Source organism: Arthrobacter sp. 001422645, from assembly GCF_059816125.1.
Window position 1 is genome coordinate 229572 of record NZ_JCBANT010000003.1, and the last position, 26008, is coordinate 255579.

Sequence of the window (26008 nt, forward strand, 5' to 3'; positions counted from 1 at the left end):
GCATGTGACTACGCTGAAGCGAATCGAGAGGAGCAACCCGTGCAGGTCGGTGTCAGGCGGGAACAGCGCGCAGGGGAGCGAAGGGTCGCTGCCACGCCTGAGACGGTGCAGCAACTCACGGCACTGGGGCTGGACGTGGCTGTTCAGAGCAACGCCGGCGCAGCCGCCGGGTACGGGGACGCCGCCTTCGCGGCGGCCGGAGCGTCTATCGTTGCTGAGCTGCCCGCCGAAACACTAGATGTCCTGCTGCACGTCCGGCCGCTCGAACCGGAGGCCGCCGCGCGACTCAGGCCCGGCACCGTCACGATCGGATTCGCCTCTCCGGCGTCGGAACTGCCCAGTGTGGGCGCCCTCGCCGCCGCCGGTGTGACCTCGTTCGCGCTGGAACTCGTACCCCGGATCTCCCGGGCCCAGTCCATGGACGCGCTCAGTTCCCAGTCGCTGGTCTCTGGCTACCGTGCCGTCCTGGAGGCTGCGCTGCGCTACCCGAGGTTTTTCCCGCTCTACATGACGGCCGCCGGCACCATCCCGCCCGCCCGGGTGCTGGTGCTGGGGGCCGGCGTCGCCGGGCTTCAAGCGATCGGCACGGCGAAACGCCTGGGAGCGCGGGTCTCCGCCAACGACATCAGGGCAGCATCCGCCGACGAGGTCGCCTCGATGGGCGGCACATTCATCCATCTGGACCTTGACACCAGAACGGCGGACGCCGCCGGCGGCTACGCCCGTGAGCTCGGCCAGGACCGGGCCAAACGCCAGCGCGCCCTGCTGGCCCCGCACGTCGCGGCGGCGGATGTCCTCATCACGACGGCGGCCGTCCCCGGCCGCGCCGCCCCGTTGCTGGTGACCGCGGAGATGGTCGCCGGGATGCGGCCCGGGTCGGTCGTTGTCGACCTCGCCGCGGAATCCGGCGGAAACGTCGAGGGAGTCATCGCGGGGCGGGATCTCCAGATCCCGGTGGAAGGCGGTTCCGTGACCTTGGTGGGCCTGCAGGACGCCGCCTCGGCGATGCCCTCTGATGCCTCCCGGCTCTTTGCCAAAAACGTCGCGAACCTGCTGGCACTGATGACCGCCGACGGCAAGGTTGTCCCGGACTTCGATGACGACGTCATTGCGGGTGCCTGCCTGACCCACGGCGGATGCGTCGTCCATGCCGCCACCGCCGAGGCACTGGAGGCCCTGCCATGATGGATCCGATCACGCTGCTGACGGTGGTGGTGCTCTCCGTGTTTGTCGGGTTCGAGGTGGTCTCCAAGGTGACCAGCAAGCTGCACACGCCGCTGATGTCCGGCGCCAACGCCATCCACGGCATCATCCTGGTGGGCGCCATCATCGTGGCCGGCCAGGCCAGTGACCCGTGGCTGCTGACCATCGCCCTCATCGCCGTGGTCCTGGCGACCGCCAACCTGGTCGGCGGATTCGTCGTCACGGACCGGATGCTGGAGATGTTTGGCGGCCGGAAACCTGCCCGGCCCCGTGCCGGCGCGGGGGAGGACGGCGCGTGAGCGTCCTCGGCCCGGGGTGGACTTCGCTCTTCTACCTGGTGGCCGCAGTCTGCTTCATCCTCGCGCTAAAAGGCCTGAGCTCTCCGCGGACCGCCCGGCGGGGCAACGCCATCGGTGCGGCCGGCGCCCTCGTCGCCGTGGTCACGGTGTTCCTGTCCGCGAAACTGGAGAACATCCCGCTGATCCTCGGCGCAATCGCAGTCGGCTCCGCCCTGGCCGTCCCGGTGGCCCGCCGGGTGCACATGACCCAGATGCCACAGCTGGTGGCCCTCTTCAACGGCGTCGGCGGCGGCGCGGCTGCCCTGGTGGCGGTACTGGAACTGGGCCACAGCGAGAACCCCTGGGTACGGCTGGCCGTGGTCTTCACGATGCTGGTCGGCGCGGTGTCCTTCGCCGGCTCGGCCGTGACGGTGGGCAAGCTGCAGGAGCTGATCAGCACCCGCCCCCTGCTGTTCCCCGGAATGCCGGTGGTGATGGGCGCCGTGGTGTTCGGCGCCGTCACCGCCGCGGGCTTCGTCGTTGCCACGGGTTCAACCGGCTGGGCCGTGGCGCTGCTGGTGCTTGGCCTCGCGGCAGGACTCCTGCTGGTGCTGCCCGTCGGCGGGGCCGACGTGCCAATCGTGATCTCGTTGCTGAACGCCTTCACCGGCCTGGCGGTCGCGGCCTCCGGCATTGTGCTGGGCAATGTGCTGCTGCTGGTTGCCGGCACGCTGGTCGGGGCCAGCGGCACCATCCTGACCAAGGTGATGGCGTCCGCGATGGGCCGCGGCGTCACGGGCATCATGTTCGGCGCCTTCCGGGGCGGCTCGACGGCGGGATCAACTGCGCAGAGCGACCGGCCGGTCCGTTCCGCCTCTCCCGAGGACGTCGCAGTCCAGCTCGGCTATGCGCAAAGGGTGGTCATTGTCCCCGGATACGGGCTCGCCGTCGCTCAGGGCCAGCACACAGTCGCGGAGCTCGCCACGGCGCTGGCGGCCCGCGGCGTGGAGGTGGTCTTTGCCATCCACCCGGTGGCCGGCCGGATGCCGGGCCACATGAACGTGCTCCTCGCGGAAGCGAATGTACCCTATGAGGCGCTGAAGGAACTTGAGGAAGCCAACCCGGAGTTCCCGAACACCGACATTGCGCTCGTCGTGGGCGCCAACGATGTTGTCAATCCGGCGGCCAAGTCCACGCCCGGTGCCCCCATCTACGGGATGCCGATCCTGGAGGTGGCACAGGCGGGGCAGGTGGTGTTCCTCAAACGCTCCATGCGGCCGGGTTTCGCCGGGATCGAGAACGAGCTGCTGTTTGATCCCAAGACCACGCTCCTCTTCGGTGACGCGAAGGACTCACTCACCCGGGTTCTGGGCGCAGTGAAGGCCCTTTAGAACAGGGTGGGCTGCGCCGCCTCCGCGGCGTGGCTCCCGTGCCGGGCGCCGGCGAGAGCGGCCGGACCGGGGATGCTGCCGGCCGGGTACTGGGCCTCTTCGTCCCTGGGATCGACGCTGCCGGAAGCGTTACTGGCGGGATCGCCGTCGACGTCGCGGTGGCTGAAACCGTGCGAGCCGGAGAACCCGTGCAATGCCTTGAAGTACCGGATGCGGCCCGAGAGCCAGTCCCGGTACTCCTTGGAGGCGTAGGACCCCGTCCCGTACAGCCGCCGGTACTTCCCGGCGAGCCGGGGATGTTCCCTGGCAATCCATTGCATAAACCATTCCCGCGTTCCCGGTTTGAGGTAGAGGGCGCCCGCCGTCACGCCGGTCGCCCCCGCCGCGGCCAGGGAACCGAACAGGGAATCGAGGGCCTCGTCGCTGTCCGAGAGCCACGGCAGGATAGGCATGGCCATGACTCCGCAGGGCAGCCCGGCTTCCCGCAGCCGCGTGACCAGTTTCAGGCGTGCCCGCGGACCGGGCGTGCCGGGCTCCACGGCTTCGGAGAGGCGCTCGTCGGTCATCGCCAGCGAGATGCCCACGCCGACGGGCACCTGGGCTGCGGCATGCTTCAGGAGCGGAATGTCCCGGGCCAGCAGGGTGCCCTTGGTCAGGATCGACAGGGGGGTGCCGGAATCGGCCAGCGCCCCGATGATGCCCGGCATCAGCCGGTAGCGGCCCTCGGCCCGCTGGTAGGGATCCGTGTTGGTGCCCAGGGCCACGTGCTGCCGCCCCCAGGAAGGTTTGGCCAGTTCCCGACGCAGGACCTCGGCGGCGTTGATCTTCACCACCACCTGGCTGTCAAAGTCCAGCCCGGCGTCGAAGTCGAGGTAGGTGTGGCTCTTCCGGGCGAAGCAGTAGACACAGGCGTGACTGCAGCCGCGGTAAGGGTTGATGGTCCACTCGAACGGCATCCGCGAACCGGTGACCACTTTGTTGAGCACCGATTTGGCAGTGACCTCATGAAAAGTGACCCCGGCAAACTCGGGGGTGGAAACGGAGCGCACCAGACCGATCAAGGGCAGCAGCGCATTGGTGGCCGGAGCGGAGCGGGACCCGTCGCCGGCACTGGGGGCGGTGTCTTCAGCCGCGCCGGGAGACCCGGATCGTGCGGCCCCGGCTTCGGGCGCCGGCTTCAGTGCTTGTGCGTCCCATCTCATGGCTCTATTCGAATGTATGTTCGAATATAAGTCAAGGCCCCGCGCCGTATCTGGACCTCACCCCGACGCTGCCGCGGCCTGGAGGGCCGGAGACGGTGTCGGGCTGCATTGCTAGGCTGGGGCGATGATTCTCCTCACAGGATTCGAGCCGTTCGGCGGCGAGAGCACCAACCCGTCGTGGTCCGCCGCGCGGGAGGCCGCGGCCCTGCTCCGGGCCGAAGGGCTCGACGCGCAGGCCGCGGAGCTTCCCTGCGTCTTTGGGGACGCGATCCGCGTACTGGAGGCAGCGCTGGAGCAGTACCGCCCGGAGCTTGTGGTCTGCGCGGGCCAGGCCGGCGGGCGGCCCCGGATCTCGCTGGAACGGATCGCGATCAACTGCGACGACGCACGGATTCCGGACAACGCCGGCCAGTCACCCGTGGACCGGCCCGTCGTCGTCGGGGGACCGGCAGCTTATTTCAGCACCCTTCCGGTGAAGGCGGCGCTCGCGGCCCTGCTGGCCTCGGGGATCCCGGCCGAGGTTTCCCAGACCGCGGGCACCTACGTTTGCAATCACGTCTTCTACGGGCTGATGCACACCCTGCGGCACAGACCCGGAACCCGGGGAGGCTTTGTCCATGTTCCCTACGAGCCGGGCCAGCTGCCGCCGGGGAGCACGGATCCGTCCCTACCGTTGGAGCAGCTGACGGAGGCGCTCGCCGTCGTTGTCCGCACCACCCTGGCGACCACAGCGGACCTCAAGATCGCCGCCGGGGCGACGCACTAGCCGGGCCAAATCCTGCCCGCGCACGCCGGCTCAGCCGAGCAACTCCCACACAACGCCGACCGTGGAGCTCACGCTGGACTCGCCTGCCTCCACGGTAAGCGATTCCACCGCGACGGCCCGCTGCATCTTCGCCACGGGGATCGGCGCCGGGTGGCCGGACTGCTGCTCGATCGACACCACCTTGCCCAGTGAAGCTCCGGCGAGGGATGCGAAGTGCCCGGCCGTGGTGAGGGCATCCTGCCACGCGGCTTCGCGGGCCCGGGCGGTGACCGCGGCGGGATCGGCGAATCCGAGTTCCAGCCCGTTGAGCCGGACATCGTTGCCGCCAGCCGCGACCGCGGCCGCGATGACTGCCGATGCTGTTCGCAGGTCCGTGATCCGGACACTGAGCATGCTGGACGCCAGGTAGCCCGAGACCACCTGGCCCCGGCCCTCCTGCCAGTTCACCTCCGCGCGGACGTTGAGGCCCGACGTCGTGATGTCCGGGTCCGCCACGCCGTGTCCGCGGAGCGCCGCGGTGATGGCGGCGGCGGAGCGGCCGGCATCGCCGTACGCCGTGCCGACGTCGTCCCGGCGGCACTCGACGCCGATCGAGAGGGTCAGCAGGTCCGGCGCGGCTTCCGCGCTGCCGGATCCGGTGACCGAGATGGTCCTGGGGTTCTCTGTCATGTTATGTCTCGTTCCGTTCGGGGGCCGCCGGGCCCGTCCTGCCGGCGGTTGCCGCCTGGACCCGGGCGCCCGGCTCCGGGTAGCCGCCGGCCCGCAGCCCGGCGCGACGTTCGAAGAAATTACGGGAGCCGGGGTTGCCGGTGCGGGCCAGGGACCAGCCCGCCGCGAGGAAATACAGCGGCAGGAAGGGAAGGCCCAGGCACCAGGCGTACTGGGTGCAGTGGCGCTCCTCGTGCCCCAGCAACACGGTGTTGGCCAGGGCTTCCTCCGGCCCGGCGCGGAAGAGCACCACATTGCCGACCGTAAAGGCGCCGGCGAAGGGGAGCCGCCAGCGGTAGCCGGTGGCAATCAGCAGTCCCCGGGGCCCCCGGCGGACCGGGGTGCGCGCACAGCCGGCCAGCAGCAACCCCAGTGGAGTTGTTGCATTCAGTACGTTGGCCAGCTGCCGCAGCCGTTGTCCCGGCGTCATGAGGCCATGCTAGCCGGGCGCCCCGCCGCCGGGTACACAAATACCGTGGATGCCAAGCAGTGCGGGCCGCCGCCGTGCCGAAGCCTGGGGAGTGGGAAGGCGAGCCGCCGAGTGCCGTCACGTTCGGGCACCTGAGTGCCTTCAACTAGACTGAAGGGGAGTGCCCGCCGGAGCGATTTTGGCGAGCCCTGTCCTTTGTCAACACGCTGGTCCTTGCACCTTGAAGGGCCGTTGCCGTTGGCATGAACCGACTCGTAGCTAAGAACAGTAGATGACTGAAACTTTGCCGGGCGCCGGCGTCCCGAATCCCCTGGATGAAGCCGCCATCACCGCCGCCGTAGACCAGGCCATTGCCGCCATTGCCGCCGCCTCCACGCTCGACGAACTCAAAGCCGTCCGCCTCGCGCACACCGGTGAGAAGTCCGCGCTGAGCCTCGCCAACCGTGAAATCGGCGGGCTGCCGAAGGACCAGAAGGCCGCCGCGGGCAAGCTCATGGGGTCCTCCCGCGGGCGCGTCAACAAGGCGCTCGCCGACCGCACGGCCCAGCTCGAAGCCGAGAACGACGCGCGCATCCTGGTCGAGGAGACTGTCGACGTCACGGCGGCACCGCGCCGCCGTCGGGCCGGCGCACGCCACCCGCTGTCCACGCTGCAGGAGCGCGTCGCGGACATCTTCGTGGGCATGGGCTGGGAGATCGCCGAAGGCCCCGAGGTCGAGTCGGAGTGGTTCAACTTCGACGCACTGAACTTCAAGCCGGACCACCCCGCCCGCGAAATGCAGGACACCTTCTTCGTGGAGCCGCCCGAGGCCCACCTGCTGATGCGCACCCACACCTCGCCCGTGCAGGTCCGCTCCATGCTGGAACGCGAGCTGCCCATTTACGTGCTGTGCCCCGGCAAGGTGTTCCGCACCGACGAGCTCGATGCCACGCACACCCCGGTGTTCCACCAGTTCGAGGGCCTGGCCATCGACAAGAAGCTCAGCATGGCGGACCTCCGCGGAACCCTGGAGCACTTCGCGCGCCAGATGTTCGGCGACGAGGCCCAGATCCGGCTGCGTCCCAACTACTTCCCGTTCACGGAACCGTCCGCCGAGCTGGACATCTGGCACCCGGGCGCCAAGGGCGGTCCCAGCTGGATCGAATGGGGCGGCTGCGGCATGGTCAACCCCAACGTGCTCCGCGCCGCGGGCATCGATCCGGAGATCTATTCAGGTTTTGCCTTCGGCATGGGCATCGAGCGGACGCTGATGTTCCGCAACGAGGTCGGCGACATGCGCGACATGATCGAAGGCGATGTACGTTTCAGCGAGCACTTCGGGATGGAGATCTAACCGTGCGTATCCCCCTTTCCTGGCTGCGTGAATTCGCGCAGGTACCGGCCGGAGCAACGGCCGAAGACGTGATGGCCGAACTGGTCAAGGTCGGCTTTGAAGAAGAAGCCGTCCACCGCCCCACGGACACCCTGCAAGGCCCCATCGTGGTGGGCCAGGTCCTGAGCATCGTCAAGGAACCCCAGACCAACGGCAAAACCATCAACTGGTGCCAGGTCCGGGTGGTCCCCGAAGGGCAGCAGCAGTCGCTCACCGGCGACGGCATTGATCCCTCGGGGGTCCAGGGCATCATCTGCGGCGCCCATAACTTCGTGGAAGGCGACAAGGTGGTGGTCACCCTCCCCGGCGCCGTGCTGCCCGGCGACTTCCACATTTCGGCGCGCAAGACCTACGGCCACCTGTCCGCCGGCATGATCGCCTCCGTGCGCGAGCTCGGCATTGGCGAAGACCACGACGGCATCCTGGTGCTCTCCCGGATCGGGCTGGACCCGGAAATCGGCGCCGACGCCATGGAGCTCCTGGGCCTCTACGACCAGGCCGCCGAAATCAACGTCACCCCGGACCGCGGCTACGCGTTCTCGATCCGCGGCGTGGCCCGTGAGTACGCCCACGCCACCGGCACGTCCTTCACGGACCCGGCGTCGAAAGTACAGGCTCCGGTTGCCCTGGCCGGCGGCTACCCCGTCAAACTCAACGACGACGCCCCGATCTACGGCAAGCCCGGCTGCGACCGCTTCGTGGCCCGCACCGTCCGCGGCGTGGATGCCACCCGCCCCACGCCCCTCTGGATGGTTTCACGCCTCCGGCTTGCCGGCATCCGCTCCATCTCGCTGCCGGTGGACATCTCCAACTACGTCATGCTCGAACTCGGGCAGCCCACGCACTGCTACGACCTGGACAAGCTGTCGGGCGACATCGTGGTCCGCCGTGCGGTGGCGGGTGAAAAGATCACCACGCTGGACGAAAAAGTCCGTGCGCTCGACGTCGAGGACCTCCTGATCACCGACGGCTCCGGCGCGATCGGCATCGCCGGCGTGATGGGCGGCGCCGCCACCGAGGTCAGCGATTCGACGTCGAACGTCCTCGTCGAGGCGGCCCACTTCGACGAGGTGTCCATCGGACGCTCCCGCCGCCGCCACAAACTGCCGTCCGAAGCCTCCAAGCGCTTCGAACGCGGCGTGGACTGGCACGTCGCGGGCATCGCTGCCCAGCGCGTCGTTGACCTCCTGGTCGAACTCGCCGGCGGCACCGCGGACGAGGCCGGGACCGACGTCGGGACGGCGCCGGGCACCGTCACCGTCGAGCTGCCCGCAGCTTTCGCGTCCGAACGGATCGGCATCGACTTCACCGAGGAGCAGGTGGTCACCTCGCTCGAGGACCTGGGCGCCGTGGTGGTGAAGAACGACGGCGGCTACACCGTGACCGCCCCGAGCTGGCGCAACGACCTGGAAACCAAGGAGGACCTCTCCGAGGAGATCGCCCGGCTGGTCGGCTACGACCAGATCCCCGCGAGCCTTCCCGTGGCGCCTCCGGGCCGGGGCCTGACCCGCACCCAGCAGCAGCGCCGGCGCCTCGTCCAGGCCCTGGCAGATTCCGGCCTCACCGAGGTCCTGGCGTACCCGTTCGTCTCCAAGGCCGCCAACGACACGTTCGGCGTGTCCACGGAGGGAACGCCCCGCAAGGCGCTCAAGCTGGCCAACCCGATCAGCGAGGAGCAGGGCTACCTGCGCACCTCGATCCTGCCGGGCCTGATCGAGGTCGCCAAGCGCAACCATTCGCGCGGCTTCCGGGACCTGGCCCTGTTCGAGGCCGGTCTGGTGTTCCTGCCGGGCGACACGCTGGGAACCGCCTCGATCCCGCCGCTTGGCATCAAGCCCAGCGACGAGGTGCTGGACGGACTGTACGACGGCGTCCCGGACCAGCCGCTGTACGTCGCCGCGGTACTCACCGGCCACGACTCGCCGGCCGCCGCGGGCCACACTCCCCGGGCGTGGGACTGGGCCGACGCGCTGGACATCGCCAGGACCGCCGGCGACGTGCTTGGCGTCGAGATTGTGGTCAGCCAGGGCCAGCACCAGGCCTTCCACCCGGGGCGGGCCGCCCAGCTGGCGCTCCGCACCGGCGAGGTCCTGGGCTATGCCGGCGAGCTGCACCCGAAGCTGCTGGCCGCCCATGACATGCCCGCGCGTTCGGTGGCCCTCGAATTCAACGCGGACGCCCTCTTTGAGGCGGCCGCCGACGTGATCGTGGCCCGGCACATCTCCACCTACCCGGTGGCCACCCAGGACGTCGCCCTCGTGGTGCCGCAGGAGGTCCCGGCGGAAGAGGTGCTCACAGCCCTGCGCGAAGGCGCCGGAGAACTGCTCGAAGACGTCGCACTCTTCGATGTGTACGCGGGCAAGGGCATCGAGGACGGCAAGAAGTCGCTGGCCTTCAGCCTGCGCTTCCGGGCCGCGGACCGCACGCTGACCGCGGACGAGGCATCCGCGGCCCGCGAGGGCGCCGTCGCTGTGGCCCACGAGCGTTTCGGAGCAGTCCAACGCTAAAGCACGGGGAGCACAGCGAGCACAGCGAGCACAGCGAGCACGGGGAGCCCGGAGAGCACGGGGAGCCCGGAGAGCACCGTGAGCCCGGAGGAACCCTCACCGTATCCGGAGTCACCGTCCGGTCCGTGCGTCTTGCCGACGTCGGACCGGACGGCGGGATCCATCTCGATCCCGCGGAACATACACGCGCCGCGGGCATCACGCATCCGGCGGCCCGGCGGGACTTCCTCGCCGGCAGGATCGCCCTGCGCGCCTTCGTCGCCGGGATTCTCGGTGTGGGCCCCGGGGAGCTCACGGCCCACTATTCGTGCCCGGACTGCGGCACGGGACCGGAGCTTGACCACGGCCGCCCCGGCTACCGGATGCACGGCGCCCCCGATGGCCTCAGCCTGAGCCTTTCGCGCAGCGGCGGCTGGGTCCTGCTCGCGGCCGGCAGCACCGGCGTATCCGGGGTGGTGGTCGGCGGTGCGGTCGGCATTGACCTGGAGCACAGCTCCGGCGTGATGTTCCCAGGGTTCGACGACGTCGCCCTCACCTCTGCGGAACGGCAGCATCTCCTTGCCCTGCCGCCGGTGAAGGTGATGCCCTGGCGGGCAGCGGCTTGGGCGCGCAAGGAAGCCCTGCTGAAGGCCCGCGGCACCGGTCTGCGGATCGAACCGTCCTCGGTTGAAGCCTTCGCGGAGCCTGCCGACGGAACTGTCGTGGTTGATCTGGACACGGTTGCCTTGGGCCTGCCCGCCGGCTTTGCCGCCGCGCTGGCCATCGTTGAAATGGCCTAGGAGCCGCCGCAGGCGGGGAGCCCGCCGTCAGGACTGCTGCTAGCCGCCCGTCGGCATCGGCGGCAGGGCCTCCTGGTACAGCCACGGGTGCAGCAGGGACTCGGTATCGAGGCCTGTCGCCCGGTCCGCGGTCAGGATGAACTGCTGTGTTGAAACGGAGCCGTGGCGGTTCTGGCTGGCCCACTCGTGCAGCAGGGAGAAAAAGGCCAGGTCACCGCAGCGCAGGCGCAGGGCGTGCAGCGCCAGGGCGCCGCGTTTGTAGACCCGGTCATCGAACATCAGCTCCGGACCGGGGTCGCCCACGAGCAGATCCTGCTTGCTGGCGCCGAGCTTCCGCCACGCGGTGGCGGCCCGGCGGGCCACGGTCATCACGCCGGCCTCCTCGGACCAGAGCCATTCCGCGTAGCAGGCAAAGCCCTCGTGCAGCCAGATGTCCTTCCACGAGGCCGCCGTCAGCGAGTTCCCGAACCACTGATGGGACAACTCATGCGCGATGAGCCGCTGGGACTCCCAGTCCTGCCGTAGATGGTTGGGGCCGAAGATCGACAGGCTCTGCGCCTCCAGCGGGATCTCCAGTTCATCCCCTGCCACCACAACGGTGTACTCGGAGAAAGGGTAAGGGCCGAAACAGTTGATGAAGGTGCGCATCATCTCCGGCTGCCTGGCCAGCCCGATGCGGGCGGCCTCTGCCAGTGCGGCCGGAACGGCCGCGTACTGGGGCACCTGCACTGCCGGGCGGACAGGGTTGAGCGCCAGGAGTTCGTAGCGGCCGATCTGGACGGTGGCGAGGTAGGTGGACATCGGCTCCGACTGTTCGTACACCCACGTTTCGCGGCTGGACCGGGAGTTGTGCGACACCAGGATTCCGTTGCACACTGCCCGGTAGTTGGCGTCCGTGGTCACCGAGATCCGGTAGCTGGCCTTGTCCTGCGGGTGGTCGTTGCACGGAAACCAGGAGGGTGCGCCGTTCGGCTGCCCCGCCACGAGCACACCATCGGTGAGTTCCTCCCAGCCCACTTCGCCCCAGAGCCCGCGGCGGGGAGAGGGGTTGCCCTCGTAGCGGATATCGAGGGTGAAGTCCTCGCCCGGCAGCAGGGCTGCCTCGGGGACGATGACGAGCTGGTCGGCGCGCTGGCTGAACTTCCGCACCCTCCGCCCGCTCAGCTGGATCTTGGTGGCCCGGAGACCGGTGAGGTCCAGGACGATGGCGGACGTGGGGCGTTCCGTCACGGCGTGCACCACCGCGCGGCCGTTCAGGCGGTTGCTGCTGAGCTTGTAGTCCAGTTCAAGTTCATAGCGCGTGACACGGTAGGCATCCGTGCCGTGGCCCGGCAGATAGGGATCAGGGGATCCGGCCGCATCGTCGGTGGGCAGGCCACTGCCGGTGCCGGGTGCGGCTGTGGAACGTGGGGGACTGGAACTCATCAGCAGGCTTTCGGGATTGCAGGTGCGGGCGGGCAGGGGCGTGGCTACTTCAGCTTGGCTGCAGGCACCGCGGGTCCACTCCAAGGACTCACCGGATTGCCCATCCAGTACGTCGCGGCGGGCACTGTTTCACCCCGCATCACAAGGGACGCGGGGCCCACTGTGCCGCCGTTGCCGATCCGGGCCTGCGGGAGAATGACTCCGTGCGGTCCCATCGTTGCCCCGTCATCGAGCGTAACAGTGTCGATGCTCATGACGCGGTCGTGGAAGAGATGGGTCTGGACCACGCAGCCGCGGTTCACCGTGGAATTCCGGCCCAGGGTTACGAGGTCCGCTTCGGGCAGCCAGTAGCTTTCGCACCACGTGCCGGCGCCGATCTTGGCGCCGAGTGCCCGGAGCCACCAGACAAGCGCCGGGGTGCCGGTTGCGGCGCGGGCGAACCACGGGGCGCTAACCATTTCGATGAAGGTATCCACCACCTCGTTGCGCCAGATGAAGGAGCTCCACAGCGGATGTTCGCCGGGCCTGATGCGCCCCACCAGCAGCCATTTCGCCACGACGGCGCTGCCCGCTGCCACGGCGCCGGCGAGCAGGATGACGACTCCGCCCAGGAGCGCCGCGATGCCGTAATTGAAGACGGTGGCGAGCCAATCGAAGGCGAGGAACACTCCGGCGGCGATCGCGACGGTCGTCACGACGGGGACAAAGCGGCACAGTTCCCACAAGGCCCGGGCGATCTTGAGTTTCAGGGGCGGCTGGTACGTCCTCGTGTCGTCGGAGGCGATGGCCGTGCGCCGGAGCCGGACCGGCGGGCTGCCCAGCCACGAGGTCCCCGCCTTCGATTTCGCCGGGGTCGCCGACAGCACAGCCACAAGGGAGTTCTTGGGCACGTTGCGGCCGGCCGCGGTCATGCCGGAGTTGCCGAGGAAGGAGCGCTTTCCGATCTTGGCGGGGGCGATCCGCAACCAGCCGCCGTCGAGCTCGTAGGAGGCCACCATCGTGTCGTCGGCCAGGAAGGCGCCTTCCCCGACGGTGGTCATCTTGGGGATCAGCAGGACGGTTGAGGCCTCCACGTTCTTACCGATCCTGGCCCCGAGCAGGCGCAGCCAGGCCGGCGTGAAGAGGCTGGCGTAAATGGGGAAGAGGAGGTCGCGGGCCAGATCCAGGACCCGTTCGGTCGCCCAGACCTGCCAGCCGATCCTGCTGCGCACCCGGTAGTAGCCTTCGGCCAGGCCCACGCCGAGGAGACGGGTGGTCAGGAGTATCAGCACCAGGTTGGACAGGAACCAGACCAGGGCGGCCAACGGGAGGGACAGCAGCAGCTGCGGCAGCGCGGCGCCCAGCGATTCCTTGCCCCGGATGAAGCCGAAGACCACCCCTGCCGCGGCGGCGGCGGAGACATACGGGATCAGGGCCAGGATGGCTGACGCGGCGGCGAAGCCGGCGAACCAGAGCCGGCCCATCAGCGGGTGGGCCGGGGGCGTGTCCGGCCAGGAGTGTTTGGCCTTGCCCCGGCGCTCGGCCGGGGACCCGGCGACAAGTTGCCCGGACTTCACTTTGCCCAGCACGGCTGAGCCCGGCTCCACCTTGGCTCCGGCGCCGATCGTGGCGCCCGGCATGAGGGTACTGCGTGCCCCGACTGTGGCGCCGGGGCCGACGTGGATGGCCCCGATGTGGACGATGTCGCCGTCGATCCACCAGCCGGACAGATCGACCTCCGGCTCCACATTGCAGCCGCTGCCGAGCGAAAGCAGGCCGGTGACGGGCGGCAGCGAGTGGAGCTGGACGTCGTTCCCGATTTTCGCCCCGAGGGCCCGGGCGTAGTAGGGCACCCACGGAGCACTGGCCAGGCTGATGGCGCCGGCCAGGTCCTGGATCTGTTCGGCCAGCCACAGGCGCAGGTGCACCCGGCCGGACCGGGGGTACGTCCCCGGCACCACTTTGCGGAGCAGGAGGCGGGCGGCGGCCATGGAAACGAGCATCCGGCCCGCAGGACTGACGAACACCAGCCAGGAGGCGCCCACCCACCACCAGGACACCGTGGGCGCAGCCGTGAACCCGGCGAGGGAGGAGAGCACATTGTTCGCCGCCATCAGGTACGTCAGCCAGCGCATGCCCACGAGAATGTGCAGCGGAACTCCCATGAGAGTCTGGAAGACCTGCGACCTGCGGGCCGTGCGCCGGACGGTGCGTTCCGGGGCCGGGCCCGGCCCGCCCTCGGGGAGCGACTGACGCGCTGCATCGATGAGGGCGCCGACCCGCGGGGTGGCGTAAATATCAGCCACCGTGATGGTGGGGTAGCGCACGCGCAGGGCGGAGACGAGCTGCGCGGCGGCCAGGGACCCGCCTCCGTAGGCGAAGAAGTCGGCATCAAGGCCGGATACCGTGCTGCCCAGCACGGCACTCCACTGCTCCACAATCCAGGCGGCGTCGTCGGGGAGGTTCAGCGGGGCCGCTTCGGTGTCGGCGGCTCCGGCCCCCGCCAGGGGCCACGGCAGCGCGTGCCGGTCCACCTTCCCGCTGGTCTTGGTGGGCAACGAATCGACCAGGGTCAGCAGCGGAATCAACGGCGCCGGCAGGCTCTCGCCGAGGAGCTCCCGCGCGGCGGCCAGATCGATATCCTGGCCCCCGGCCGGGGCCAGGTAACCCACGAGGATCTGGTTGCCGGCCGCCGTCGTCTGCACTGCCGCCGCCGCTCCGGCCACATCCGGCAGCGACTGCAGGGCGGCGTCGATTTCGCCCAGCTCGATCCGGCGCCCGCCAAGCTTGACCTGTTCGTCGGCGCGGCCCTGGAAGATCAGCCCCGCGGCCTCGTAGCGGACCAGGTCGCCCGAGCGGTACGCCCGCGTCCAGCCCAAGGACGGCATGGGGGCATACTTCTCGGCGTCCTTCGCCGGGTCCAGATAGCGGGCCAGGCCGACGCCGCCGATGATCAGTTCGCCGACTTCGCCTTCCTCGACGGGCCGGGATTCGACGTCCACGACGGCGAGGTCCCAGCCGTCCAGCGGCAGGCCGATCCTGATCGGACCGGAACCGCCCAGCGGCGCTGCGCACGCCACCACGGTGGCCTCGGTGGGTCCGTACGTGTTCCACACCTCACGGCCTTCGACGGCGAGCCGCTCAGCAAGTTCCGGCGGACACGCTTCGCCGCCGAAAATCAGCAGGCGGACGCTCTCCAGGGACTCCACCGGCCAGAGTGCGGCCAGCGTGGGCACCGTGGACACAACCGTGATGCCGTGGCTGATCAGCCACGGGCCAAGATCCATGCCGGTCCGGACCAAGGCTCGGGGCGCCGGGACGAGGCAGGCGCCGTGCCGCCAGGCAAGCCACATCTCCTCGCAGGAGGCGTCGAAAGCGACCGACAGGCCGGCCAGGACCCGGTCCTGCGGCCCGATCGGATCGTTCTGCAGGAAGATTCGGGCTTCGGCATCGACGAAGGCCGCCGAGGAACGGTGCTGCACCGCCACGCCTTTGGGCGTCCCCGTGGAACCCGACGTGAAGATGACCCAGGCGTCGTCGTCCGGGCCGGGAAGCCGCGGCGCAGGAAACGGGCGGGGCCGCTGCCCCTCCGTCACAATCTCGCCGGCGCCGCGTAATATGCCGGCGACACGGGCCTCGCCGAACACCAGCCGGGCGCGCTCTTCAGGGTCGTCCGCGTCCACCGGGACGTACGCCGCCCCCACCATCAGGATGGCGAGGATCGAGACATAGAGCAGGTTGGTGCCGGACGGAATCCTGACCCCGATCTTGTCCCCGGCACCAAGGCCGGCCAGATGCAACTCCTTCGCCTTGGCCCGGACCGCGGCGGTCAGCTGGGCGTAACTGAGCGATTCGTGGCCGTCGTCCAGGGCGGAGGCATCCGGGAAACGCGCGGCGGTGTCCCGCAGGATGTCCACCAGCGTCCGCTCCGGCGGTGCAGCCAGGGACCCCGGAAGCTGCGCGCGGAAGTCCGGGCTGACGGTGGCGAGGGCATGCGGGGGGTCGCTGGGTTGCGCTTGCTGATCAGTCACTGGGGGATCGTCTCCGGCCTAGGTGAACGGAAGGTGTCCGGGTTCGCTTTATGTTAATACTCCGCCACCGCCGGGGCATTGGCACGCTGATTCCCTGATCTGTTCCGGGGGCCTGGTCCCGACTCCCGCAACCAGGCCCCCGGAATTAGTCCTTACCGAAGGCTACGGAACGAGGATGACTTTGCCGGTGGTGCGCCGCTGCTCCAGGTCATCGTGGGCCCGGGCTGCCTCGGCCAGATCGTAGCGGGCGCCAACCCGCACCTTGAGGCTGCCATCGGCGACCGCCGCGAAGAGCTCGTCGGAGCGCCAGCGGCGTTCGTGGGCGTCGCGCAGGAAGTGGCCGATCGTGGGCCGGGTCAGGTACAGCGAGCCGCCGGAGTTGAGCCGTTGCGGGTCGAAGGGCGGTACTGGGCCGGAGGCGGCACCGAAGAGCACCAGGGTGCCGCGGATGCGCAGGGCAGCTAGGGACCCGTCGAACGTGTCCCTACCGACGCCGTCGTACACCACATCCGCGCCGGTCCCGTCCGTCAGCTCGCGGACCTTGGCCGCGAAGCCGTCGTAGCGCAGCACGTGGTCGGCGCCGGCGTCGCGGGCCAACTGCTCCTTGTCATCGGTGGAGACGGTGGTGATCACGCGCGCGCCCCTGGCTTTGAGCAGCTGGATCAGCAGCAACCCGACGCCGCCGGCTCCGGCGTGCAGCAGGACGGTGTGGTCCGGCTCCACCTTGAAGGAGGAATTGATCAGGTAGTGCGCGGTGATGCCCTGCAGCGGCAGGGCAGCGGCCGTGAAGTCGTCCACGCCGTGGGGGACCGGCAGCGCTTTGTCCTCGTCGATCAGGGCGTAGCCGGCATAGCAGTTGACGCCCTCGGCCGTGGCCACACGGTCGCCGGCGGAGAACCCCGTCACGCCGTGGCCGAGTTCCTCCACGGTGCCCGACGCCTCGGAACCGGGGGTGAAAGGGTATGGAACCTTGTAGCTGCCGCTGCGCTTGTAGGTGTCGATGAAGTTCACGCCGACGGCGGCGACCTTGACCAGCAGCTGGCCGGGACCCGGAACCGGGCGCTCGACTTGGGCCAGTGTGAGGACCTCCGGGCCCCCGGCCTCGCGGGCGACGATTGCATGCATCATATGACTCCTTGCCTGGACGGAATTTCCTGGGCGAATCTTCGGGGCTGAATTGCGGGTTGAATGTCCTGGACCCGCTCCTGCACCCATCCTAGGGACACCGGCGCCAACGACGAAGTGACGGCCGGTATCCGGCCGTCACTTCGGGTCAAACTGTAAATCCGTGCCCCTGGCAGGCCGTCTCCGCGCCCGCCGCGCCGCGCTGCCGCCTAGTAGCGGCGGGTGACGGTGGCCATCGGGCACTCGAAGTGGCGTCCGGCGGACAGGCCGACGTCGTTGAGGTACCGCACGATGATGCCGTAGGACTGCAGCAGCGTGGTCTCCGTGTACGGAACCTGGTGCTTCGCGCAGAACTCACGGACGATCACGGCGGCCTTGTCGAGCTGCGGGCGGGCCATGTCCGGGAAGAGGTGGTGCTCGGCCTGGCGGTTGAGGCCGCCGAGCAGGATGTCCATGAAGAAGCCGCCGGAGATGTTCCGGGACGTCAGGACCTGGCGGCTGAAGAAGTCCACCCGGCTGTCGGCCGGCAGGACCGGCATGCCCTTGTGGTTCGGGGCAAAGGAAGCGCCCATGTAGAACCCGAAGACCGCGAGCTGGACCGCGATGAACGCGAGCGCCATACCCCACGGCAGGAAGGTGAACGCGAGCACCGGCAGGAGGCTGAGCCGGACCAGGAGGATCGGGATTTCAACCCAGCGGTGCGTCACCTTGGCGCGCTGGAAAATGAACTTGATCGAATCGATCTGCAGGCCCAGGCCCACCAGGAACAGCAGCGGGAAGAAGAACCAGCCCTGCTTGCGGGTGAGGAAGGAGAACCGTCCCTGCCGGGTGGCGGCACCTTCGGGGTGGAACGCGATGGCGCCGGTGGCGATATCGGGGTCCTTGGAGATGACGTTGGGGTGGTTGTGGTGCGCGCCGTGCTTCTGCTCCCACCAGGAGTAGCTGATTCCTGCCACCGAGGTGGCGAGCAGCCGTGCTGCCCAGTCGTTGGCGCGGCGGGAGGCGAAGATCTGCCGGTGGCCGGCCTCGTGGGCCAGGAAGCTCAGCTGGGTGCAGAGGATGCCGATGGCGGCGGCGATGAGCAGCTGGAACCAGCTGTCGCCGATCAGCGCGAAGCCGAACCAGGTGGCCGTCATCAGGAGTACAAGAACCGAAAACACCGTGATGTAGAAGCCCACGCGGCGTTCGAGCAGGCCCGCGGCCTTGACGGTTTTCAGGAGTTCCGAGTAGCTCAGGACGACGGCGTTGGGCTGCCGGATCCGCGATTTCGGTCGCTCCGGCGTTGCGGTGGTGAGGGTCATGTAACGCGTGCCTCGAGACTGTTACGGGCAACGCTGCATCCGACACTCGGACTGCACGGTCTGGATCACCCTTCTCCAAGCATACGCCCCGGCATTCCACGGCCCTCCGGATTCCCGCGGAACGGCGGCGGCAGCAGGGCCGGGGCACGCGGGAGTTGATGCATAAATATCGGCATCTATGCATACTCTTGCTGTATAGTCGTGGCTATGACTATTTCTGTTGCCGTGTCCGGCGCAAGCGGTTATGCCGGCGGCGAGGTGCTGCGGCTCCTCGCCGGCCACCCCGACGTCACCATCGGCGCCATCACGGCGCACAGCAACGCCGGTTCCAGACTAGGGGAATTGCAGCCCCATCTCCACGGTCTGGCCAGCCGCATCCTCGAAGACACCACCGTGGAGAACCTGGCCGGACACGACGTCGTGTTCCTGGCCCTTCCGCACGGCGCTTCCGCCGACATCGCGGCGCAGCTGCCGGCCGGCACCGTAGTGATCGACGCCGGCGCCGACCACCGGCTGGAGGACGCGGCCGCCTGGGAGAAGTTCTACGGCTCGCCGCACGCCGGCACCTGGCCGTACGGCCTGCCGGAGCTTCCCGGCCAGCGCGAGGCCCTCCGCGGCGCCAGGCGGATCGCCGTCCCCGGCTGCTACCCGACGTCGGCCCTGCTCGCCCTCACCCCGGGCTTCAGCAACCACCTGCTGCAGGCGGACGACGTCGTCATCGTTTCCGCCTCCGGCACGTCCGGGGCGGGCAAAGCCGCCAAGGTCAACCTGATCGGTGCCGAGGTTATGGGCTCCATGAGTCCCTACGGCGTGGGCGGCGGGCACCGGCACACACCGGAAATCGAACAGGGACTGTCCAAGGCCCTGAACGCCCCGGTCACCGTTTCCTTCACCCCCACGCTCGCCCCCATGAGCCGGGGCATCCTCACCACCGCGACCGCCAAGGTGCGGCCCGGCGTGACCGCGGAGGAGCTGCGCCACGCCTGGAGCGAAGCCTACGACGACGAGCCGTTCGTGCATCTGCTGCCGGAAGGCCGCTGGCCCTCCACCAAGTCCGTGCAGGGTTCCAACCACGCCGTGATGCAGCTGGCGCTCGACAGCCACACCGGCCGCGTCATCGTCACGTGTGCCATCGACAACCTGACCAAGGGGACCGCCGGCGGGGCCGTGCAGTCCATGAACATCGCCCTCGGCCTGGCGGAAACCGCCGGCCTCGAACTGCAGGGAGTCGCACCGTGAGCATCACCGCCCCCCAGGGATTCCGCGCCGCCGGCGTCACAGCCGGCCTAAAGGCCTCCGGCAACCCCGACCTCGCCCTCGTGGTCAACGACGGCCCCGCCAAAGCCGCCGCGGCAGTGTTCACCTCCAACCGGGTGGCCGCAGCGCCTGTGCACTGGTCCCGCGAGGTGGTCAAGGACGGCCGCGTCGACGCCGTGATCCTCAACTCCGGCGGAGCCAACGCCTGCACCGGCCCGCAGGGGTTCCAGAACACGCACACCACTGCCGAGAATACCGCCGAGGCGCTGGGCGTCTCCGCCACCGACGTCTTTGTCTGCTCCACCGGACTGATCGGCGAGCAGCTTCCGATGGACAAAATCCTTTCCGGGATCAGCGCCGCCACTGCGGCCCTCACCACCGACGGCGGATCCGACGCCGCCACCGCGATCATGACCACGGACTCCGTCTCGAAGCAGGCGGTCTTCACTGGGACCGATGCGGAGGGCAAGGAATTCACCATCGGCGGCATGGCCAAGGGCGCCGGCATGCTCGCCCCGGGACTCGCCACGATGCTGGTGGTCCTCACCACCGATGCGGACGTCCAGCCGGAAATGCTCGACGTCGTGCTCCGCGACGCCACCCGGGTCACCTTCGACCGGGCCGACTCGGACGGCTGCATGTCCACCAACGACACCGTGGTGCTGCTCGCCTCCGGCGCCTCGGGTGCAGTGCCGTCCGCCGTCGAATTCGGCACGGGCCTGACCCAGGTCTGCGCGGAACTGGCGCGCAAGCTGATCGGCGACGCCGAGGGCGCCAGCCACGACATCGCGATCCGCACCTTCAACGCCGCCAGCGAGCGGGACGCCGAGGTGGTCAGCCGCGCCGTCGCGCGGTCCAACCTCTTCAAAGCAGCAATCTTCGGCAAGGACCCCAACTGGGGCCGCGTACTCTCCGCCGTCGGCACCACCGACTCCGCGTTCGAGCCCGACCAGCTCAACGTGTCCATGAATGGCGTGCAGATCTGCCGCAACGGCAGCATCGGCGATGACCGTGGCCTCGTGGACCTGGAACCCCGCGAGGTCCTGGTCGAGATCGACCTCCAGGCCGGCGGGGCGGAAGCCACCATCTGGACCAACGACCTCACCCACGACTACGTCCACGAAAACAGCGCCTACTCCAGCTAGGCAGTTCCCGGAGGGACGAACACTATGAACACCCAGACCCGCGAGACCACCTCCATGGCGGACGCCCAGGGCAAGGCCGGCACCCTCATCGAGGCCCTGCCCTGGATCCAGCGCTTCGCCGGCACCACGATGGTGATCAAGTACGGCGGCAACGCCATGGTCAATGACGAACTCCGCCGAGCGTTCGCCGAGGACGTCGTTTTCCTGCACCACGTCGGGATCCACCCCGTTGTGGTGCACGGCGGGGGTCCGCAGATCAACGCCATGCTCAGCCGGCTCGGCATCGAATCCGAGTTCAAGGGCGGGCTGCGGGTCACCACGCCGGAGGCCATGGACGTGGTCCGGATGGTCCTCACCGGCCAGGTGGGCCGCGAGCTGGTGGGCCTGATCAACTCCCACGGCCCCTACGCCGTCGGGATGTCCGGTGAGGACGGCGGCCTGCTCCGCGCGGTCCGCACCGGCACGGTGGTGGACGGCGAAGAGGTGGACCTGGGCCTGGTGGGCGAGGTCATCGGCGTCAACCCGGAGGGCATCCTGGACATCATCGCGGCCGGCCGGATCCCGGTGATCTCCACAGTGGCCCCCGAAATCTTTGACGACGGCAGCCTGGACGCCGCGACCAAACAGGCGCAGACCACCGGCCAGGTCCTGAACGTCAACGCGGACACCGCCGCCGCCGCCCTCGCCGAAGCCCTCGGAGCCTCCAAACTCGTGATCCTCACCGACGTCGAGGGCCTCTACGCCAACTGGCCGGACCGTTCCTCGCTGATTTCCTCGCTCACGGCCTCGGAACTGCGCGAACTGCTGCCGCGCCTTGAGTCGGGGATGATCCCCAAGATGGAAGCCTGCCTCAAAGCTGTCGACGGCGGCGTCGAACGCGCGCACATCGTGGACGGCAGGCTGCCGCACTCGATGCTGCTGGAAACCTTCACGACGGCGGGCATCGGCACGCAGGTCGTCCCGGACGAGGACAACAAATGAACCAGATCGAAACCGCACCCGAGCTGAAAGAAATAGTCGAAACCGGCGGCCACGCCACCGGCGCGCAGTGGCTGTCCCGCTATTCGTCCTCGCTGCTGGGCGTCTTCGGCACGCCACAGCGGGTCCTGGTCCGCGGCGCCGGCTGCCTGGTCTGGGACGCCGACGGCAAGGAATACCTTGACCTGCTCGGCGGGATCGCGGTCAACGCCCTGGGCCATGCGCACCCCTTCGTGACCTCGGTGATCTCCAGCCAGCTCGCCACCCTGGGCCACGTCTCCAATTTCTTCACGAGCCCCACCCAGATCGCGCTGGCCGAGAAACTGCTGGACATCAGCAAGGCCCCGGCCGGTTCCAAGGTGTTTTTCGCCAACTCCGGCACCGAGGCCGTCGAGGCCGCCTTCAAGCTGGCCCGGCGGAATTCTGGCGTCAGCCACGACTCAGAAGCGCAGCCGCGCACGAAAATCATCGCGCTCGAAGGCGCCTTCCACGGCCGCACCATGGGTGCCCTGGCCCTGACCGCCAAGGAAGCCTACCGGGCGCCGTTCGCCCCGCTGCCCGCCGGCGTCGTGCACATCCCCTTCGGCGACGTCGACGCCCTCCGCGCCGCGGTGGACGAGACGACGGCCGCCGTCTTCCTCGAACCGATCCAGGGCGAGGCCGGTGTCCGCCCCCTGCCGGCCGGCTATTTGAAGGCCGCGCGGGAGGCCACCAGCGCCGCCGGCGCCCTGCTGATCCTCGACGAGGTCCAGACCGGCATCGGCCGTACCGGGAAGTGGCTCGCGAGCGGGGACGCCGGGATTGTGCCCGACGCCGTGACCCTCGCCAAGGGCCTCGGCGGAGGATTCCCGATCGGCGCGCTCATCACCTTCGGCCCGGAAACATCCTCGCTGCTGTCGGCCGGCCAGCACGGGACCACCTTCGGCGGCAACCCGGTGGCGACCGCCGCGGCCCTGGCCACCCTGCACGTCCTGGAAAACCAGCAGGTCCTGACCCATGTCCGGGAAGTGGGGGAGCACCTGCGCTCCGGCCTTGCCGCGATCGACGGCGTCACCGAGGTCCGCGGGGAAGGGCTCCTGATCGGTTTCGACCTCGACGCCGATATCGCCCCGGCCGTCGTCACGGCCGGTCTGGACGCCGGCTTTATCGTCAACAGCCCCGGACCGCACACCATCCGGCTCGCACCGCCGCTGATCCTCACCACCGCACAGGCCGACCGCTTCCTCGCGGCGCTGCCAGCCCTCCTCCAGACCGCAAAGGACGCCCAGTGAACGCTCCGGAGATATCGAAGAGCCAGACCCGCCACTTCCTCAAGGACACCGACCTCACCCCGGCCGAGCAGGCCGAAGTCCTGGACCTCGCCGTCCGGATGAAGGCCGCGCCCTACAGAGTGCAGCCGTTCGCAGCGGAAGGCAGCGGACGGAAGACCGTCGCCGTGATCTTCGACAAGACCTCCACCCGGACACGTGTCTCCTTTGCCGCCGGCGTCGCGGACATGGGCGGCAACGCGCTCATCATTAACCCGGGCGAGGCGCAGATCGGCCACAAGGAATCCGTCGAGGACACCGCCAAGGTCCTGGAGCGCATGGTGTCCACCATCGTGTGGCGCACCGGTGCCCACTCCGGGCTCGTCGCCATGGCCGCTCACTCGGGTGTCCCGGTCATCAACGCCCTGTGCGATGACTACCACCCCTGCCAGCTCCTCGCCGACCTGCTGACCGTCAAGGAGCACAAGGGCGAGCTCAAGGGCCTCACCATGAGCTACCTGGGCGATTCCGCTAACAACATGGCCAACTCCTACCTGCTGGCGGGCGTCACCGCGGGCATGCATGTCCGCATCGCCGGCCCCGCAGGCTACCTGCCGTCCCCGGCCATCATCGCGGCGGCCGAGGACCGCGCGACGGAGACCGGCGGCTCGGTGCTCGTCACCGTGGACGCTGCCGAGGCGCTGCTGGGGGCCGACGTCGTCGCCACCGACACCTGGGTCTCCATGGGCCAGGAGGACGAGAAGGAAGCCCGGCTGCAGCTGTTCCGCGGCTACGCCGTGGACGAGGCCGCGATGAAGCTCGCGGCGCCGGACGCCGTCGTGCTCCACTGCCTGCCGGCCTACCGCGGCTACGAGATCGCTGCGGCCGTGATCGACGGCCCGCAGTCCATCGTCTGGGATGAGGCCGAGAACCGGTTGCACGCCCAGAAGGCCCTGATGGCCTGGCTCATGCACCGCTCCGGGCTGGCGGTTGTGGAAGGGCTCGGCTAGTGTCCGTCCAGCCCGCCTCCCCGGGGGCCAGTCCGGCCACCAAGACGGCACGGCAGGCGCGGATCACTGCGATCCTCACCGGTGAGTCGGTCCGCTCGCAGGCGGAACTGGCGGCCCTGCTCGCGGACGACGGCGTCCAGGTCACCCAGGCCACGCTGTCCCGGGACCTCGTGGAGCTCGGCGCCGTCCGGGTCCGCGGCAAGGACGGCGTCCTGGTCTACGCGGTGCCGGGGGAGGGCGGGGAGCGCGCCGCCAAGAGCGGCGTCACCCAGGAAATCCTCGACGCGCGGCTGGCCCGGCTCTGCGGGGAACTGCTGGTCACCGCCGAAGCGTCCGCGAACATCGTGGTGCTCCGGACGCCGCCCGGCGCCGCCAACTTCCTGGCCCTCGCGATCGACCACTCGGTGATGCCGTCCATCCTGGGCACCATCGCCGGGGACGACACCGTGCTGCTGGTCACCCGCGACCCGCTGGGCGGCGCGGCCCTGGCGGCGCGTTTCCTGCAGCTCGCCGAGGAAGCCGGTACCGGCTGACCGCCCCCCGGCCCGAAGATTGGGCCTGCCACCGGGATGTGACAGGCTTTCAGTAGACACGCTTCACCCCGGGATTTTTCCCGACATTTCCCCAAACAACTCACCTTTTCCCCAAACAACTAAGGAGCGTTTCAAGTGACTGAGCGTATTGTGCTGGCCTACTCCGGTGGCCTGGATACTTCCGTAGCCATCGGCTGGATCGGCGAAGCGACCGGCGCCGAGGTCATCGCCGTGGCGGTCGACGTCGGACAGGGCGGCGAATCGTTGGAGACGATCCGCCAGCGTGCCCTGGGCTGCGGCGCCGTCGAGGCCTACGTGGCCGACGCGAGCGACGAGTTCGCCAACGAATACTGCGTCCCCACGCTGAAGGCCAACGCCCTCTACCAGGGCCACTACCCGCTGGTCTCCGCGATCTCCCGCCCGGTGATCGTCAAGCACCTGGTCAAGGCCGCCCGCGAATTCGGCGCCACCACCGTGGCCCACGGCTGCACCGGCAAGGGCAACGACCAGGTCCGCTTCGAGGTCGGCATCCAGACCCTCGGCCCGGACCTGAAGTGCATCGCCCCGGTCCGCGACCTCGCCCTGACCCGCGACAAGGCCATCGCCTTCGCCGAGGAAAAGGGACTGCCGATCGAGACCACCAAAAAGAACCCGTACTCGATCGACCAGAACGTCTGGGGCCGCGCCGTCGAAACCGGCTACCTCGAAGACATCTGGAACGCCCCCACGAAGGACATCTACGACTACACCGCCGCCCCGGAATTCCCGCCGGCGCCGGATGAGGTCACCATCTCCTTCGAATCCGGCGTCCCGGTCGCGATCGACGGCGTCAAGGTCACCCCGCTGCAGGCCATCAAGGAACTCAACCGCCGCGCCGGCGCCCAGGGCGTGGGCCGGATCGACGTCGTCGAGGACCGCCTCGTCGGCATCAAGTCCCGCGAAATCTACGAGGCCCCGGGGGCGATGGCGCTGATCACCGCGCACAAGCACCTCGAGGACATCACGATCGAGCGCGAGCAGGCCCGCTTCAAGGCGACGGTCGGCCAGCGCTGGGCCGAGCTGGTCTACGACGGCCAGTGGTTCTCCCCGCTCAAGCGCTCCCTCGACGCCTTCATCGAGGACACCCAGCGCTACGTCACCGGCGACATCCGCATGGTGCTGCACGGCGGCCAGGCGATCGTCAACGGGCGCCGCTCGGACACCTCGCTCTACGACTTCGACCTCGCCACCTACGACACCGGCGACACGTTCGACCAGTCGATGGCGCGCGGCTTCATCGAGCTGTGGGGCATGTCCGCCAAGGTCGCCTCCGGCCGCGACATCCGCGTCGCAGGAAAGTAG

The 26008-nt window shown here is 69.1% G+C and carries 21 protein-coding genes; 14 read left to right on the forward strand and 7 right to left on the reverse strand.

Features of this window, described 5'->3' with window-relative positions:
- Window positions 1–39: 39 nt before the first annotated feature.
- From AC6EUH_RS06140 to AC6EUH_RS06150, 3 genes are read left to right on the forward strand one after another with little or no spacing between them, the layout of a single operon-like run.
- Window positions 40–1185, forward strand: a complete 1146-nt coding sequence (locus tag AC6EUH_RS06140) for a Re/Si-specific NAD(P)(+) transhydrogenase subunit alpha (protein ID WP_499738084.1) — start codon at window positions 40–42, stop codon at window positions 1183–1185.
- Window positions 1185–1502 carry an NAD(P) transhydrogenase subunit alpha part 2 gene (locus tag AC6EUH_RS06145; protein WP_056432805.1) on the forward strand — a complete coding sequence of 106 codons (318 nt, stop codon included), beginning with the start codon at window positions 1185–1187 and terminating at the stop codon, window positions 1500–1502. Before AC6EUH_RS06140 ends, AC6EUH_RS06145 begins: the two co-directional genes overlap by 1 nt.
- The gene (locus AC6EUH_RS06150; RefSeq protein WP_499738085.1) at window positions 1499–2872 is read left to right on the forward strand and encodes an NAD(P)(+) transhydrogenase (Re/Si-specific) subunit beta; all 1374 of its coding nucleotides are present in this window, start codon (window positions 1499–1501) and stop codon (window positions 2870–2872) included. The genes AC6EUH_RS06145 and AC6EUH_RS06150 overlap by 4 nt, the downstream gene beginning before the upstream one ends.
- Here the strand turns inward: AC6EUH_RS06150 and AC6EUH_RS06155 are convergent.
- Window positions 2869–4074 (reverse strand): Rv2578c family radical SAM protein, encoded by a 1206-nt coding sequence (locus AC6EUH_RS06155; RefSeq protein ID WP_499738086.1) that lies wholly within the window; start codon window positions 4072–4074, stop codon window positions 2869–2871. The genes AC6EUH_RS06150 and AC6EUH_RS06155 overlap by 4 nt on opposite strands.
- A gap of 124 nt (window positions 4075–4198) precedes the next feature.
- Between AC6EUH_RS06155 and pcp the strand changes: the two genes are divergently transcribed.
- Window positions 4199–4840, forward strand: coding sequence for a pyroglutamyl-peptidase I (gene pcp / locus AC6EUH_RS06160; protein WP_499738087.1), 642 nt, complete (start codon window positions 4199–4201; stop codon window positions 4838–4840).
- A gap of 30 nt (window positions 4841–4870) precedes the next feature.
- On the opposite strand, the gene AC6EUH_RS06165 is transcribed toward pcp, so the two are convergent.
- The gene (locus AC6EUH_RS06165) at window positions 4871–5509 is read right to left on the reverse strand and encodes an SIMPL domain-containing protein (protein ID WP_056432323.1); all 639 of its coding nucleotides are present in this window, start codon (window positions 5507–5509) and stop codon (window positions 4871–4873) included.
- A 1-nt stretch (window position 5510) separates the two neighbouring features.
- The gene (locus AC6EUH_RS06170; RefSeq protein WP_499738088.1) at window positions 5511–5978 is read right to left on the reverse strand and encodes a hypothetical protein; all 468 of its coding nucleotides are present in this window, start codon (window positions 5976–5978) and stop codon (window positions 5511–5513) included.
- Window positions 5979–6249: 271 nt separating this feature from the next.
- Between AC6EUH_RS06170 and pheS the strand changes: the two genes are divergently transcribed.
- The 3 genes from pheS (at window position 6250) to AC6EUH_RS06185 (ending at window position 10636) form a co-directional block, all read left to right on the forward strand.
- Window positions 6250–7311, forward strand: coding sequence for a phenylalanine--tRNA ligase subunit alpha (pheS, locus tag AC6EUH_RS06175; protein ID WP_499738089.1), 1062 nt, complete (start codon window positions 6250–6252; stop codon window positions 7309–7311).
- Window positions 7312–7313: 2 nt separating this feature from the next.
- Window positions 7314–9857: a phenylalanine--tRNA ligase subunit beta gene (gene pheT / locus AC6EUH_RS06180; protein WP_499738090.1), complete on the forward strand. Its 2544-nt coding sequence runs from the start codon at window positions 7314–7316 to the stop codon at window positions 9855–9857.
- 125 nt (window positions 9858–9982) lie between these two features.
- Complete coding sequence (locus AC6EUH_RS06185) at window positions 9983–10636, forward strand: 4'-phosphopantetheinyl transferase family protein (protein WP_499738091.1); 654 nt, start codon at window positions 9983–9985, stop codon at window positions 10634–10636.
- Window positions 10637–10675: 39 nt separating this feature from the next.
- Here the strand turns inward: AC6EUH_RS06185 and AC6EUH_RS06190 are convergent, their stop codons facing one another.
- The 4 genes from AC6EUH_RS06190 to AC6EUH_RS06205 form a co-directional block, all read right to left on the reverse strand.
- A complete protein-coding gene (locus AC6EUH_RS06190) occupies window positions 10676–12061 on the reverse strand; it encodes a M1 family metallopeptidase (RefSeq protein WP_082492789.1) in 1386 nt (461 codons plus the stop codon).
- A 44-nt stretch (window positions 12062–12105) separates the two neighbouring features.
- Window positions 12106–15984 carry a Pls/PosA family non-ribosomal peptide synthetase gene (locus AC6EUH_RS06195; RefSeq protein WP_499738111.1) on the reverse strand — a complete coding sequence of 1293 codons (3879 nt, stop codon included), beginning with the start codon at window positions 15982–15984 and terminating at the stop codon, window positions 12106–12108.
- A gap of 249 nt (window positions 15985–16233) precedes the next feature.
- Window positions 16234–17199 carry a quinone oxidoreductase family protein gene (locus AC6EUH_RS06200; protein WP_056432305.1) on the reverse strand — a complete coding sequence of 322 codons (966 nt, stop codon included), beginning with the start codon at window positions 17197–17199 and terminating at the stop codon, window positions 16234–16236.
- Window positions 17200–17405: 206 nt separating this feature from the next.
- Window positions 17406–18497 (reverse strand): fatty acid desaturase family protein, encoded by a 1092-nt coding sequence (locus AC6EUH_RS06205; RefSeq protein ID WP_056432301.1) that lies wholly within the window; start codon window positions 18495–18497, stop codon window positions 17406–17408.
- A 207-nt stretch (window positions 18498–18704) separates the two neighbouring features.
- Between AC6EUH_RS06205 and argC the strand changes: the two genes are divergently transcribed.
- The 7 genes from argC (at window position 18705) to AC6EUH_RS06240 (ending at window position 26008) form a co-directional block, all read left to right on the forward strand.
- A complete protein-coding gene (gene argC / locus AC6EUH_RS06210; RefSeq protein ID WP_499738092.1) occupies window positions 18705–19736 on the forward strand; it encodes an N-acetyl-gamma-glutamyl-phosphate reductase in 1032 nt (343 codons plus the stop codon).
- On the forward strand, window positions 19733–20899 hold the full coding sequence (argJ, locus tag AC6EUH_RS06215) for a bifunctional glutamate N-acetyltransferase/amino-acid acetyltransferase ArgJ (protein WP_499738093.1): 1167 nt from the start codon (window positions 19733–19735) through the stop codon (window positions 20897–20899). Before argC ends, argJ begins: the two co-directional genes overlap by 4 nt.
- A 24-nt stretch (window positions 20900–20923) precedes the next feature.
- Window positions 20924–21880 carry an acetylglutamate kinase gene (gene argB / locus AC6EUH_RS06220; RefSeq protein ID WP_056432292.1) on the forward strand — a complete coding sequence of 319 codons (957 nt, stop codon included), beginning with the start codon at window positions 20924–20926 and terminating at the stop codon, window positions 21878–21880.
- On the forward strand, window positions 21877–23148 hold the full coding sequence (locus AC6EUH_RS06225; RefSeq protein ID WP_499738094.1) for an acetylornithine transaminase: 1272 nt from the start codon (window positions 21877–21879) through the stop codon (window positions 23146–23148). The genes argB and AC6EUH_RS06225 overlap by 4 nt, the downstream gene beginning before the upstream one ends.
- Window positions 23145–24134, forward strand: a complete 990-nt coding sequence (argF, locus tag AC6EUH_RS06230; RefSeq protein WP_499738095.1) for an ornithine carbamoyltransferase — start codon at window positions 23145–23147, stop codon at window positions 24132–24134. Before AC6EUH_RS06225 ends, argF begins: the two co-directional genes overlap by 4 nt.
- On the forward strand, window positions 24134–24667 hold the full coding sequence (locus AC6EUH_RS06235; RefSeq protein WP_056432286.1) for an arginine repressor: 534 nt from the start codon (window positions 24134–24136) through the stop codon (window positions 24665–24667). The genes argF and AC6EUH_RS06235 overlap by 1 nt, the downstream gene beginning before the upstream one ends.
- A 135-nt stretch (window positions 24668–24802) precedes the next feature.
- Window positions 24803–26008 carry an argininosuccinate synthase gene (locus AC6EUH_RS06240; RefSeq protein ID WP_499738096.1) on the forward strand — a complete coding sequence of 402 codons (1206 nt, stop codon included), beginning with the start codon at window positions 24803–24805 and terminating at the stop codon, window positions 26006–26008.